Below are 13,879 nucleotides of genomic sequence, written 5' to 3'. Positions count from 1 at the left end.
CAATTATGGTATACTATCACTATCGAAAATTGTAAGGGGTGGTCATAATTATATGTTAACGAACAAGGAAGTCAGATCCACAGCCAGAGAATATTTACGCGGCAATTATAAAATGGCGGTCATCAACCTGATTCTTATCACGATCGCTAACAGTATCATGCAATCAGTAGTCAGAACGCTGACGGGTGAAAGCGCATTGAACATGCAGATGACAGGGGATACTTTGCCGAATTGGGATTCCGTCTTCTCGATGCAATCCTCGCCTTTCCAAACGACCCTGAATGTGGTCCTATCGATCATCGTGGCGCTGATCATCGGCTCCATGCAGATGGGGAATGAATGGGGCTATCTGGATATGCTGGACGGTACACCACTTTCGTCGGGACATCTGCTCAAACCGTTCGAAAATCAGTTGTTCAAGACGCTTGGCGTTTTGGCGCTGCAGGCATTCTATGTAATTTTATGGTCCGTTTTGCTGATCATACCGGGCATCATGAAGCTTTACGCTCTGGCATTATCGAACTTCATTTATTTCGATAATCCGGATATGAAAACGACGGACATTCTGAGACAAAGCGAATCCTTCATGAAAGGCAAGAAGATGAGACTTTTCCAATTGGATCTGACTTATTTTGTCGTTTACCTGATTCCTGTGGCGTTGTTCTTTGGTGTCGGAATAGCTGCGTTCAATATGTATGCCGGAGCGTCAACGGCTGATTCCGATGCGTTATTGTATCAAGCGTTGTTGTTGGTAGGGTTGATGTTGGCGGCGTTCGCCATCTTCGGAATCCTGACCTTCATCGTTGAACCGAGAAGGAAAGCTGCGCGCGCGGTCTTCTATTCGGAAGTCCTGAAGGAAGAGAACTTCAGCATCATCTGATCGGCCCATATCTTATTATCTAAATTTTCAGAGAAGGAGCGAAATAATGGAGCAAAGAATAAAAAGAGAAGCACCAAGCATCACAACCGACTTGCGCAGTGATACAGTGCAAGTCCCTGGCGTAATCCGGAACTGCTCGGGAATCCGGATTTTTGGAAAACGAATCAAATCCTTGATTTTCACGACGGATATCGCCATTATCCTGAATAACGATGCGGATGCCGTCATCGCGGTTTATCCATTTACCCCGCATCCGGCGGTTATCCAAAGCATTGCCAATGTCTCAACCATTCCGATCCTTTCCGGTGTCGGTGGGGGAACCACGCAAGGGAAACGCAGCGCCAATATCGCCTTATTTTCCGAAGCGCAAGGGTCTTTAGCGGTAGTCGTCAATGCGCCGACTCCAATAGAGACGATCAAACAAATTGAAGAAACTGTGGATATTCCGATCGTTTGTACCATCGTGACGGAATATATGGATATACAAGCAAGGCTTGATGCCGGCGTCGACATCCTGAATGTCAGCGGCGGGAAAGATACAGCCTATATTGTGAGCCGCATCCGCGAAAATTTCCCGGATGTTCCGATCATCGCGACGGGCGGCCCAACTGATGAAACGATTCTGGATGCAATCAATGCCGGCGCCAATGCCATCAGCTGGACGCCGCCTTCCAACGGTGAGTTGTTCCGCCGCAAGATGGACAAGTACCGCAACAAAGAGCGCGAGCGCTACATGCAGGAGCATCAAGGTTTGACGATCGAAGAAGTCGAAGACTTGGAAGATCACAGAGATTAACCTATTGAAAAAACGAACAAACAGCGACCGGGACTGTCCCGGCAACTGTTTGTTCGTTTTTTTGGTATCATGAGACTTTTATTGTTCACAAGAATCCTACAAATCTGAAACCATGCCACCGTCGACGACGAATTGCGAGCCAGTCGAGTAGCTCGAATCATTGGATGCCAGCCAACATTCGTCCTTATCAGGTGTATTTTTTTAAAAATAACCGTCGATACTATATAATAAGGGTATCAAATGAAATCGATTTTCGGATTGCAGTAAAAGTCTGGGCGGGGATTGGCAGAACCAGAGCCAGCGATGCGGAAAATAGAATATTGGAGGTATTTCTATGAAATGGAAGGGTGGAAGGCGAAGTTCCAATGTTGAAGACCGACGCGGCAGTGGCGGGTTTTCGACGGGGGGCGGCGGACTGGGCATGAGCGGCATGGCAGGTGGCGGGATTTTTGGGATCATCATTATGATTATCATCGCCCTCTTCGGCGGCGGCGACCTGTTCGGCGGTGGTGGCGGAAGCACACCGACTGAAACGCCACAGACAGGCATCACGGAAACGAGCAACAAGACCGAGGATGAGATGGCTGAATTTGTATCCGTCGTGTTGGCCTATACAGAAGATGCTTGGACACAGGAATTTGCCAACAATAATATGGAATATGTCGACCCGACACTAGTGCTTTTCAGCGGGCAGGTGCAATCTGCTTGCGGTGTGGCTGGTTCCCAAGTCGGACCGTTCTACTGTCCGGCCGATCAAAAATTATACATCGACTTGAGTTTTTATGACCAGCTTTCGCAAGAGTACGGCGCGTCCGGAGACTTTGCAATGGCCTATGTCGTTGCTCATGAGGTCGGACACCACGTCCAGAACTTGCTGGGCATCATGGATCAGGTGCAGAGTAGTCGTAATCAGTTAAGCGAAACGGAATACAATGAGTTGAATGTTCGTTTGGAACTGCAGGCCGATTACTTGGCCGGTGTCTGGGCAAATTATGTCCAGGAGCAGGGCGTTCTGGAGGCAGGCGACTTCGAGGAAGCTTTAACAGCAGCACATGCTGTAGGGGACGATACCTTGCAGAAACAGTACCAAGGCTATGTCGTACCCGACAGCTTCACGCACGGTACCTCCGAGCAACGGATGCGTTGGTTCACGAAAGGTTTCGAAACCGGTAATCTGAGCGGTGGAGATACATTCAATATTGGGTATGATGAACTTTAACTTCTAATAAATATAGTTGAGCTTGTCGCGCTGCGGCAGGCTTTTCTTTTGGTGTTCAGGGTATTTCTATCCGATTGACACAAGCAGTCTGTAGTATTATAATATGACCAATACATGAATGGTTGTTCATATGTAATGCGTAATAATTCCGTTTTCGAATAAATAATACGAATGCTTAGGGCTGAGGAGGTAAAGCTATGTCTGAGAAGGTAAAGCAGATTGAATGGTATCTGGACGAATTGGATTGCGCCAATTGCGCCAGTAAAGTCGAAACCGGCATCGCGAAAATAGAAGGGATCCTGGAAAGCAACGTGAACTTCATGACGAAGACATTGCGGATCGAAATCGAAGAGGATCAAGAGGCTTTTGTTTTACCTAAAGTAAAACAAAAGCTAAGTATATTGGAGCCGGATATCCATCCGACTCTGAAAAAAAGCGGAACACCAATCGGAGCGGATGGGTTTCCGATGGGAGCGAAACATTTCCAAGATGACTCATCCGCAACTGTTGACGGACATCACGATCATGATGCTGCACATGAACACACGCATGCGCACGGCGAAGGGGATAAGGATGAAATCCGGAAGTCCTTCATCCGCTTGATCGTCGGCTTTGGGATTTTGTTGGCGGCGATTTTCGCACCGGTCAGCGGAACGGTTTCGTTGGCATTGTATGTGACCGCGTACCTAGTTGCGGGCTATGAAATCGTTTGGAGCGCGCTCCTGAACATCAAGAACGGCCAGTTGTTCGACGAAAACTTCCTGATGACGATCGCCACACTGAGCGCTTTCTACATCCAGGAGTATCCGGAAGCGGTGGCGGTCATGCTGTTCTATCAATTGGGGGAACTGTTCCAGGACATCGCGGTCGACAAATCCCGCCGCTCCATCGCCGAACTGATGGATATCCGCCCTGATTATGCAAACGTGAAGACAGCTGCCGGCATCGAGAAAGTGGCTCCAGAAACCGTCAAAATCGGCGACATCATCCTGATCCGGCCCGGTGAAAAAGTGCCGTTGGATGGAAAAATCGTGAGCGGAACCTCTGCTGTAGACACTTCGGCTCTGACCGGCGAATCGGTTCCGCGTAGCGTCAAAGTCGGTGACAACATTTTGAGCGGCTTCATCAACAAAAATGGTGTCATCGAAGTCGTGGTAGAAAAAACGTTTGCTGAGTCGACCGTCGTCAAAATTTTGGATTTGGTTCAGAACGCTAGCGGGAGAAAAGCGCCTACGGAAAACTTCATCACCAAATTCGCCCGCTACTACACGCCTGTCGTCGTCATCGCGGCCGTGTTGCTGGCAGTCGTGCCGCCGCTGTTGTTCCCGGGCGAAAGCTTCAATGAATGGCTTTACCGGGCCAGCATCTTTCTGGTCATCTCGTGTCCGTGCGCTTTGGTCGTTTCGATTCCGGTCGGATTCTTCGGCGGCATCGGATCGGCCTCGCGCAAAGGCATCCTTGTCAAAGGGAGCAACTTCCTCGAAGGCCTGAATGATGTCAAAACGGTCGTGATGGACAAGACCGGCACCTTGACGGAAGGCAAATTCGCCGTAGCCCGGATCGAAAGCGCCGGCGAACTGACGGAGAATCGTTTGCTGGAACTGGCAGCCTATGCGGAACTGCATTCCAGCCACCCGATTGCCGATTCTATCAAGGAAGCTTACGGGAAAACGATAGCTGAAGACCGGACCGCCACCACAAATGATATCCCAGGTCACGGTCTCCAGGTCGTCGTTGATGGGCAAGAGATCCTGGTCGGCAATGCCAAAATGATGGAGAAATTCGCCATCATTCATACGCCGGCTCATGGAACCGGGACGGTTGTGTATATCGCTGTGGATAAACAATATGCAGGCTACATCCTGATCTCTGATGCCATCAAAGCTGATGCGAAGGCCACAATCGCCGGTTTGAAGGCGAGAGGCATACGCACCATCATGCTGACCGGGGATTCCCGTGCGGTAGGTGAAGCGGTCGCCAAAGAAATCGGCATCGATGAAGTCCATGCGGAATTGCTTCCGCAGGACAAAGTGACAAAGCTGGAGGAAGTGTTGGCAAGTAAACGAAAAGGCGAAAAAGTTATCTTCGTGGGCGACGGCATCAACGATACGCCGGTGCTGGCCCGTTCCGACATCGGGATGGCGATGGGTGGATTGGGATCCGACGCCGCCATCGAAGCGGCCGATATCGTCATCATGGATGATAAACCATCCAAGATTTTGACCGCAATAACCGTGGCTGAGGAAACACGCAAAATCGTCTGGCAGAACATCATTTTCGCCATGGCGGTCAAAGGGGTGTTCCTCGTTCTAGGCGCGTTCGGCGTCGCCACCATGTGGGAAGCCGTCTTCGCCGATGTCGGCGTGACCGTGCTAGCTGTCCTCAACAGCATCCGCATCTTGAAAAAATAATCGTTCGTATGTGGGGGCCGCCAGCGGCCCCTTTTTTGTCTGCTCAGGCGCCCGCCGGAGCACCGCGTTGCAAAAGGGCGTCAGCTCCGATGAGCGCATGGCTCACTGAACGTAGTGCGAAGCAAATTTGGCTGAACTCCGGGGAAGCTGCCTTCATCGGAGGTGAGGTCTTGAAGGGGCATCTGTCCTCCGGTGAGGGTCATGTTCACCGAAGTTCGCGCAAGTCGATGCCGGCATCCGCGACTGCCTGAGCGTCCAAAGCCGTTTCTAATCATAGCTGTGCTACAATTAGAAAATAATATACGAAAAGTGAGTGATGAGATTGGAAAACGGAATCCGCAATTTTGAGTTTCAAAATCCTACAAAAATAGTTTTTGGCAAAGACCAGATTAAGCATATCGGCAGCCTGATCCCGCAAGATGCGAAAGTGCTGATTTTATACGGTGGCGGCAGCGTCAAGAAATTCGGCACATTTGACCGCGTCATCGAAGCCTTGGGAAACCGTGAGTGGGCTGAATTCGGCGGCATTGAAGCGAATCCGACCTATGAAACGCTGATACAAGCAGTCGATAAGATCAAAGCGGAAGGATATGACTACTTATTGGCGGTCGGCGGCGGCAGCGTCATTGACGGAGTGAAATTCGTTGCGGCCGCTGCTGTGTTCGCGGGCGATCCTGTCGATATCTTCGGAAGCGGCGTAGGCAAGGGATTGCCTGTCACAAAAGCGCTGCCTTTCGGGACTGTATTGACGCTGCCGGCCACGGCATCGGAAATGAACAACAATTCGGTTGTCACCTTTGTGGAAAAGCAAGCGAAGATCAGTTTCGCCAGTCCACATACTTATCCACAATTCTCCATCCTGGAACCGGAAGCGACCTACACGTTACCGAAACGCCAACTGGCCAACGGTGTCATCGATTCCTTCATCCATGTGATGGAAGCCTATCTAACCTATCCAATCGATGCAAAGGTCCAGGATCGCTGGGCGGAAGGGCTGCTGCAGACATTGATCGAAATCGGCCCGGACGTTGTCGAGGAGGACAACCACGACTATGCGACCCGCGCCAACTTCATGTGGACGGCCACGAATGCGCTGAACCGCTTCATTTCCCCAGGTGTTCCCCAGGATTGGGCGACGCATCAATTGGGCCATGAAATGACGTTGGCATTCGGGATTGACCATGCGCGCACTTTATCGATTGTCCTTCCAGCCATGATGAAAGTCCGCAAGCAACAGAAATGGAACAAACTGCTTCAGTATGCGGAACGCGTGTGGGATATCCGCAGCGAATCCAATCTGACCGATGAAGAAAAAATCGTTTTGGCGATCAAAAAGACCGAAGACTTCTTCGCCAGTCTTGGCGCACCGATTCGCTTCTCCGATGTCGAGCTGGGTGAGAGCGACATTCCGGAGCTGGTGGAAGCACTCGTCCGCCACAAGAAAGAGAACATTTCCGAACGAGGTGATTTCACCACAGAGGATGCAAGAGCCGTCTATACAGCCGCACTTTAAAATCTTATCTATCTTTCATCACATCGAACTCCCTTCAACCGGGGAGTTTTTTTGTGCATCTTGCTCATGTTAATTTAATGATTTTTAAAACTAGCATAGTGACACTCTGCATTATATGGTAATATTGAAGAAAGAGAGCATCGGAGTCAATGGAAAGGAGGATTGCCAATTGGAAAATAACCAGAGCATTTTCGATACGATTTGCCGGTTGCGGGAAGAACAGCCTGGTCTACCTTATCGATTCCAGGATGAGCGGACGGCTGGACAAAAAGATGTGCTTTATGTACTTGCATCTGAAGGGATCCCTTTTTGGCGGAAAGAGGACTTGGCGAAGGAGTGCTGCGGCATCCTGAAGGACCTCGTCAACAAAGAAGAAGCAATCCTGACAGATCCTGTCCTGCGCCATTTTCTGGAGCATTATCCGATCTGCAGTTATTTCCTGGAATTGCGCGAAAGAGTGCGCATTACTTTGGAAGCGGAATCAGGAGCGCGGGAGCGTCTTTATCACCTCGGCATGCGGCTCGCACGCAGCGGTACCGATCCGGAACAGGTGAAATTGGGCATCATCCTTTTGGGTTTCTTTCCGTACGATACGACCAAACAAATCATGCGCACACTGGGCTACCACAGCGAGTACACCTTGTACGTGCTCGAGAGCATCCAGTTCATTTTCCCCCTGCAGAACAATTTCATCTTTGAACTGGCCAAGCACACGGTCGGCTATGGAAAGTTGGCGGCCATGTTCTTGCTGAAGCCGGTCAGGTGGGAGCAGCAACACTGGATGATGCATGAAGGCATCAAGAGCGATTTCCTCGCCAACATCTACGCCAATCTCTGCATCCAGAAAACGGATATGCGCGCCTACTTCAAAAAGACCGAAATCACTGCAGCCAATTTCACGGATTTCGCGTATCTGATCTGTTATGCGGACTTCAACAATGATAGTTTGACCATTGATGCCCAGCTGGACTTCCTGTATAGGTTCATCGACAAACGCGATTATGCGGCAGGCTTCATCGATCTGGGCGCGCTCGTCAGCATCTGGTATCAGGTAGTCGACTTTTGGCAGCAGGATTACGACTTCATTAGTCAAAATGAGACGAAATACCGCCGTACCAAAACCATGTGGGATACCCGCATCGCCCGCTACGAAAAGTTGGTGCATAAAGTCGAAAGTTTCCTGCACCAACCCAAATGGCGTCATATCGTTTATCAAGAGATTTCCGCCCCGAATGAATCGGATAGCCTGATCATGAAAGTGCTCGTTTATCTGAACATGCATCCCGATTTTCCGGCCTTCATGGAAGTGCTGAGTCGGCAACCTTTGGGATTCAACATGCTCGATTTCTTCCTGAAAATCAATCCCGAATTCTATTTCGACGATGTCTGTGAATACCTCGAAACGATTCTGAATCCGGATCTCTATGCGCTCCCTTTGGAAATCGAAGAGCCGGAAAATTCGAGCGTAACGGATCTGATGCGCGCCGACGAATGGTTGCTGCGCCTGTTCGAAGTGATGAGCGAGAAACGCAAATACAATGAAGCCTGGTGCATCCGCGGTATCCATTACCGCCATGCCGGCGTGCGCAAAAAGGCAGTCCAAGTACTGCAACAACATAGAAAAAAATGGTCCGACCAGGTGGAACACGAACTCCAGGTTGCGCTTGAAAGAGAGCCGAACATCATACTGAAGCGGCAAATCGACAGACTGTTGCAACCGGAAAATCTGAAGAATAAAAAAGAAAGCCGTTATCTGAAGGTAAAGCAGCCGCCATTGAGCCATGCCCATACGGATAAGGAATTGCTGCATACGTATATCGCCGGCACGCAATTCCAGGAGTTGAGCGGTGTCGCTGATTTCCTGAAACCGGGGGACCTGCTGCAACTCGTCCGCGAGACCGATAATGCTTATGACGCGAATGCCATCGCCGTTGCGACGCAAGCCGGCTACATGTTGGGTTATGTGCCACGGTCGGAGAATGCTGTTCTGGCCAACTTGTTGGATGCCGAAGAGCGCCTTTACGCGATCCTTGAATCGCCGACAGTCGAGATGGAGCGGCCGAAAATCACCATCGTACTGAAACGCACCTTTTTCCAAGCGCAACCGAATGAGCAGGGCCAAGGCATCATCCTGCCGTTCCCACCGCCCAAGAAAAAGAAATACGAATAAGAAGAAAAGCGGAACGAAGAGGAACACCGAAAGAACAGGGTGTTCCTCTTTTTGCGCGGAAATGAACTTGACTATTTCGCTGGAAAGTCGAAAATGGGAAGAGAGAGAGTCATTCTGACATAAGGGAGCGTACATATATGAATTTTGGGAAACTATTGGGTACATTGATTGTGGCATTCATCGGAGGCTGGGCAGGGATCCGTTTCCGTGTGCCGGCAGGAGGGATGATCGGTTCGTTGGTCGCAGTCGCCATCTACAATTATTTTTCGCAGATGGGCTATATGCCGGCCAATCTGAAGATCGTCGGCCAGATCATCATCGGCGGGACCATCGGTATGAATTTCACGAAGAGCAGCTTAACAGAAATGAAACAGGTGTTTTTCCCCGCCGTCACTTCCGTCCTGATTTTGTTGACGGTCGGAGTGATTGCGGGCTATATCCTGCATAAAGTGGCCGGAATCGATCTGATCACGGCCTTGCTGGGGACCTCCCCGGGTGGATTGACGGACATGACCATCCTCGCGGCGGCTTTTGAGGCGGACACGATCATCGTTTCCTCCATCCATCTCGTCCGGCTCTTCTCGGTTATCCTGTTGATGCCGATTTTTGTCCGGATCATCAGCACGTACGTCAATAAATAAGCAAAAAAAAGTGGGGCGGAAAATCCGAATCGGATTCTCCGCCTCACTTTTTTTTACAATTGCTGTTATTCGTATTTCTTCAGGAAGAACAATCCCAATGTCCCCAGCCCGGTATGCGAGCTGATTGTGGAACCGATCGTGTTCACGTAGATGCGGCGCGGATGGAAATGCTCTTCGATGTATTGGCGCATTTCCTCAATGGCTTCGGGATCGTCACTGTGGCAAAGAAAAACGTTTTGTTCCTGGATCATATCCGCTTCATCGCGCAAGCGTTCGTACATCCGGTTCATGACTTTTTTGCGTCCGCGCAGTTTTTCGACGGGGATCAGTTCGCCGTTCACCACTTCAAGCAAAGGTTGGATATTCAACAGTCCCCCGAGAAAGGCACTGGACTTCGAAAGTCGGCCGCCATCGGCAAGATAATTCAGATCCTTGACCGTAAACAGAGACACGACGTTGGCAGCCGTGAAACGAACCCGCGATTCGATCTCATCCAAAGTAAAACCGGCCTCGCGCATCTCGATCGCTTCGACGACGGACAAGCCTTCACCGACAGAGGCGCTCATGGAGTCGACCAAGCGCAGATCAAAGCCTGGAAACTCTTCTTTTAGTTGCTGGTAAGCCAGAAAGGCCGCTTGGTAGGTGCCGGAAAGCTTGGCGGAAAGGGAAATGTAGATGCCCGATTCGCCGGCTTCGGCTACTTTCCGGAAACCGGAAAGGAATTTTTCCAAGGATACTTGGCTCGTTTTTGGATGACCGCCGCGTGCGATCATTTCATAGACTTTGTCGGCTTGGATTCCGATCATATCTTCGTATTCGCCGGTATCCAGCAGAGTCGTCAACGGGAAGACTTCCACATCATTTTCCTGCAGAAAGTCATAAGCCAAATCACAAGCACTATCGGTAAATATTTTCATAATTAACGCCTCCTCTAGCGCGAGTTCTATCACGGGATATTCCGTGGATTACTCTACAGTATAGCACGTTTCAGCCGTTTGGAAAATTTCAGCGCTACCGCTTCATGAAGTGGTACGGAGCGGATGCCGAAAAAGTTGGTCAATCGTCCAGTTCGCCGAGTTCCTCCTTGATCAGCAGTGCCGTCTTTTCCGGGATGCCCAACGCTTTGAGGTCTTCGTAGCTGGCTTCGCGGATGTTCTTCATCGTCTTGAAATGCTTAAGGATCTTCGTGCGTGTTTTCGGTCCGACGCCTTCGATCTCGTCCAATTGCGAAGAGATGCTGTTCTTGGCGCGCACTTGGCGATGGAAAGTGATTGCGAAGCGGTGGACCTCTTCCTGGATCCGTTGCACGAGATGGAAGGCCTGGCTGTTCGGACTGAACTCCACGATTTCATCCTTCTCGCCGAAGATGAGTGAGGAAGTCTTGTGCTTCGTGTCCTTGACCATGCCCGCCACCGGTATGTCCAGTCCGAGCTCGTCCTGCAGCACTTCCTTGGCGGCATGTACCTGGACTTTACCGCCGTCCATCAGGATCAAATCCGGCATGGCGCGTCCTTCGCGCAGCAAACGGCTGTAGCGGCGGCGGATGACTTCCTGTGTCGTCGCGAATTCATTGCTGCCTTCGACCGTTTTGACTTTGTATTTGCGGTAGTTTTTTCGTTCCGGCTTGCCGTCCCTGTAAACGACCATCGCCGAAACCGGATTGGTGCCTTGGATGTTGGAATGGTCGAATGACTCGATTATCTCCAAGTATTCGATGCCGAGTGCTTCGGAAAGTTCCTGGATGGCGCCGACCGTCTTGTGGGTGTCGCGCTCGATCAGCATGAACTTCTCAGTCAATGCCAACTCACTATTTGTGATCGCCAGTTCAAGGATGCTGCGCTTGCTGCCGCGGACTGGGGTGTGCACTTTCGTTCCGAGTGCTTCCTGCAGCAGCTCCGTGTCGACGCCTTTCGGTACAAGGACTTCCTGCGGCAGGATGTGATTGGGATCCTGATAGAATTGCATAATGAAGGAAGCCAACTCTTCCTCAGGCGTGTCATAGCAGGGGAAAAGGGCGGCTTCGCGTTTGATGATCGAGGATTGGCGCAACAGGAAGACTTGGATAGACAGCCAGCCTTTGTCCATATGGAAGGCGAAGACATCGCGGTTCGTGTAGTCGCGCGACATGACTGTCTGTTTTTCCACGGTCGCCTCGATGTAGCTGATCTGATCGCGGTAATCGGCGGCCTGTTCGAAGTTAAGGATGTCGGCGGCACGGTGCATTTTTTCCCGCAGATCTTTCTTGATCTCCTTGACCTCGCCGTTCAGGAAAGCGGCAATCCGTTTGATTTGCGCATCGTATTCCTCTTTCGAAACTTCATGGTCGCAGCAGCCGATGCATTGGCCCATATGGTAATAGAGGCAGGCGCGTTTGGAATTTTTGGCGCACTTACGCAGCGGGTAGATCTTCTGGATGAACTCCTGCGTCTCCGTCGCGGCGTAGACGTGCGGATAGGGACCGAAGTAAAGGCCGCCGTCATCCTCGACTGTCGAGGTGATGAGGAGCTGGGGATCTTTTTCGTTCGTGACCTTCAGATAAGGATACATCGTCCCTTGTTTCAGCTTGATGTTGTACTTCGGCTGGTAACGCTTGATCAAGTTGATCTCCAACAGCAGCGATTCCTTGTTCGTTTTGGTGACAATCGTTTCGAACCGATCGATATCCGCGACCAACAGCTGCGTCTTGCCTTCGTGTTTGCTGTGGAAGTAGGATTTCACACGGTTCTTCAAATTTTTGGCCTTGCCGATGTAGATGATTTCGTCATCCTTGTCCCGCATGATGTAGCAGCCGGGCAAGTCGGGCAGCAACGCCAATTTTTGGTTGATTTCTTCTCTGCTCATCCGTTTCAATCCTTTTACTTTTTGTTGATTATAGTATAACATGGATGGAAACACACGTTCAGCCGTTTGATTCCGAAAAGGACGGTGGACGCAGTCATTCAGGGGAAAATAACCGTTTCTCCAGCAAGGAAGTGCAAACTGTGTGATCAAGCAAATGAAATATGAAAAGTGGCAGCGTCAAACCGCTCTCTTTTTGGGCAGCCAGACGATTTCCCTGTTCGGCTCATCACTTGTCCAATACGCGATATTCTGGTATCTTACCTTGGAAACGCAGTCCGGCGTCATCATGACCTTATCGACCATCTTCGGCTTTCTGCCGACTTTCTTCATCTCGCCTTTCGCCGGGGTGTGGGCCGACCGCTATAACCGGAAGCGCCTGATCGTCCTTTCCGACGGTATCACCGCGCTCTCGACCTTGGTGCTGGTCCTGCTGTTTCTGGCGGGGCAGCGTTCGATTTGGATCCTGCTGGCGACATCGGCCATCCGCGCGGTCGGGGCGGGCCTCCAGATGCCGGCGGTCGGCGCCATCCTGCCGCAGATTGTGCCGGAAAAGGAATTGACCCGGATCAACGGACTAAACGGCAGCGTCCAGGCAGTCATCATGCTGATTTCACCGATGATCAGCGGCGCGCTTTACCAATTTGCGCCTATGGAAGGTATTTTCATGATTGATATCGTGACCGCGGCTTTGGCGATCGCCATCATGGTGATCTTTTTGAAAGTCCCTACACATGAAAAAGCCAGCAAAGAACAGGTCAGCAATTATCTGGAGGACATGAAGCTTGGCTTCAGCTATATCCAAAATCACGCCTTCATCAAAAGGCTGTTCTTGTATTTTTCCTTGGCGTTCTTGATGGCCGCTCCGGTGTCGTTCCTTTCGCCACTGCAGGTGGCCCGCTCATTCGGCGAAGATGTTTGGCGCTTGACGGCGATCGAAATTGCCTTTTCCATCGGGATGATAGGCGGCGGCCTCTGGATTGCGTCATGGGGCGGCTTCAAGAACCGTATCCATTCAATCGCATTTGCAATCGGGGCGATGGGCTTGTGTACCTTCGGAATGGGTGTAATCCCGAATTTCTGGATTTACCTCTTCCTGATGGGTCTCATCGGTCTCGTCATCCCGCTCCTGAACGCTCCGAGCATGACGTTGCTGCAGGAAAAGGTGGAGGAAGATTTCCTTGGCCGCGTCTTCGGCGTCCAAAGCATGGTCGCAAGCTCGATGATGCCTTTAGGGATGCTGATCTTCGGACCGCTGGCGGACCGGATGGCGATCGAAATCCTGATGGCCGTATCGGGCGTGTTCCTGATGGTCGTGGCCTTCTTCGCTATCCGCGACCGGGTCCTGTTGGAAGCCGGCAAGCCAGAACCTTCTGACATCGAATAAGAATGAAGCTAAAGACTGGAGCTG

10 protein-coding genes are annotated in these 13,879 nt (G+C 50.9%); 8 read left to right on the top strand and 2 right to left on the bottom strand.

Features of this window, described 5'->3' with window-relative positions; genetic code table 11:
• Positions 1 to 52 precede the first annotated feature (52 nt).
• The 7 genes from WBM30_RS08275 (at position 53) to WBM30_RS08245 (ending at position 9,630) form a co-directional block, all read left to right on the top strand.
• Positions 53 to 880: a DUF975 family protein gene (locus tag WBM30_RS08275; protein ID WP_424900263.1), complete on the top strand. Its 828-nt coding sequence runs from the start codon at positions 53 to 55 to the stop codon at positions 878 to 880.
• Between the two features lie 46 nt (positions 881 to 926).
• On the top strand, positions 927 to 1,676 hold the full coding sequence (locus tag WBM30_RS08270; protein ID WP_424900261.1) for a hydrolase: 750 nt from the start codon (positions 927 to 929) through the stop codon (positions 1,674 to 1,676).
• A gap of 334 nt (positions 1,677 to 2,010) precedes the next feature.
• Positions 2,011 to 2,895 (top strand): KPN_02809 family neutral zinc metallopeptidase, encoded by an 885-nt coding sequence (gene ypfJ, locus WBM30_RS08265; protein WP_424900260.1) that lies wholly within the window; start codon positions 2,011 to 2,013, stop codon positions 2,893 to 2,895.
• 197 nt (positions 2,896 to 3,092) lie between these two features.
• The gene (locus tag WBM30_RS08260; RefSeq protein WP_424900259.1) at positions 3,093 to 5,306 is read left to right on the top strand and encodes a heavy metal translocating P-type ATPase; all 2,214 of its coding nucleotides are present in this window, start codon (positions 3,093 to 3,095) and stop codon (positions 5,304 to 5,306) included.
• 322 nt (positions 5,307 to 5,628) lie between these two features.
• The gene (locus WBM30_RS08255) at positions 5,629 to 6,819 is read left to right on the top strand and encodes an iron-containing alcohol dehydrogenase (protein WP_424900258.1); all 1,191 of its coding nucleotides are present in this window, start codon (positions 5,629 to 5,631) and stop codon (positions 6,817 to 6,819) included.
• A 169-nt stretch (positions 6,820 to 6,988) separates the two neighbouring features.
• Positions 6,989 to 8,989, top strand: coding sequence for an HIRAN domain-containing protein (locus tag WBM30_RS08250; RefSeq protein ID WP_424900257.1), 2,001 nt, complete (start codon positions 6,989 to 6,991; stop codon positions 8,987 to 8,989).
• 137 nt (positions 8,990 to 9,126) lie between these two features.
• Positions 9,127 to 9,630: an AbrB family transcriptional regulator gene (locus WBM30_RS08245; RefSeq protein WP_424900256.1), complete on the top strand. Its 504-nt coding sequence runs from the start codon at positions 9,127 to 9,129 to the stop codon at positions 9,628 to 9,630.
• A 65-nt stretch (positions 9,631 to 9,695) separates the two neighbouring features.
• Here WBM30_RS08245 and WBM30_RS08240 read toward each other — a convergent pair whose 3' ends face one another.
• Both WBM30_RS08240 and uvrC read right to left on the bottom strand, forming a co-directional pair.
• The gene (locus WBM30_RS08240) at positions 9,696 to 10,547 is read right to left on the bottom strand and encodes a DegV family protein (RefSeq protein ID WP_424900254.1); all 852 of its coding nucleotides are present in this window, start codon (positions 10,545 to 10,547) and stop codon (positions 9,696 to 9,698) included.
• Positions 10,548 to 10,686: 139 nt separating this feature from the next.
• Positions 10,687 to 12,471: an excinuclease ABC subunit UvrC gene (gene uvrC / locus WBM30_RS08235; protein WP_424900253.1), complete on the bottom strand. Its 1,785-nt coding sequence runs from the start codon at positions 12,469 to 12,471 to the stop codon at positions 10,687 to 10,689.
• A gap of 142 nt (positions 12,472 to 12,613) precedes the next feature.
• Between uvrC and WBM30_RS08230 the strand changes: the two genes are divergently transcribed.
• Positions 12,614 to 13,855: an MFS transporter gene (locus tag WBM30_RS08230; RefSeq protein ID WP_424900252.1), complete on the top strand. Its 1,242-nt coding sequence runs from the start codon at positions 12,614 to 12,616 to the stop codon at positions 13,853 to 13,855.
• Positions 13,856 to 13,879: the final 24 nt, after the last annotated feature.

The sequence above is a fragment of the Trichococcus sp. genome (assembly GCF_049684335.1).
In the GTDB taxonomy this organism is placed as follows: Bacteria; Bacillota; Bacilli; order Lactobacillales; family Aerococcaceae; genus Trichococcus.
The sequence above is the reverse complement of the archived record's forward strand: the minus strand, read 5'-3'. Positions and strand labels throughout refer to the sequence as shown.

What these genes read in the sequence shown, in the direction of transcription:
- WBM30_RS08275 (WP_424900263.1), top strand. Translation starts at nt 53, where the DNA reads ATGTTAACGAACAAGGAAGTCAGATCCACAGCCAGAGAATATTTACGC.
- WBM30_RS08270 (WP_424900261.1), top strand. Translation starts at nt 927, where the DNA reads ATGGAGCAAAGAATAAAAAGAGAAGCACCAAGCATCACAACCGACTTG.
- ypfJ (WP_424900260.1), top strand. Translation starts at nt 2,011, where the DNA reads ATGAAATGGAAGGGTGGAAGGCGAAGTTCCAATGTTGAAGACCGACGC.
- WBM30_RS08260 (WP_424900259.1), top strand. Translation starts at nt 3,093, where the DNA reads ATGTCTGAGAAGGTAAAGCAGATTGAATGGTATCTGGACGAATTGGAT.
- WBM30_RS08245 (WP_424900256.1), top strand. Translation starts at nt 9,127, where the DNA reads ATGAATTTTGGGAAACTATTGGGTACATTGATTGTGGCATTCATCGGA.
- WBM30_RS08240 (WP_424900254.1), bottom strand. Translation starts at nt 10,547, where the DNA reads ATGAAAATATTTACCGATAGTGCTTGTGATTTGGCTTATGACTTTCTG.
- uvrC (WP_424900253.1), bottom strand. Translation starts at nt 12,471, where the DNA reads ATGAGCAGAGAAGAAATCAACCAAAAATTGGCGTTGCTGCCCGACTTG.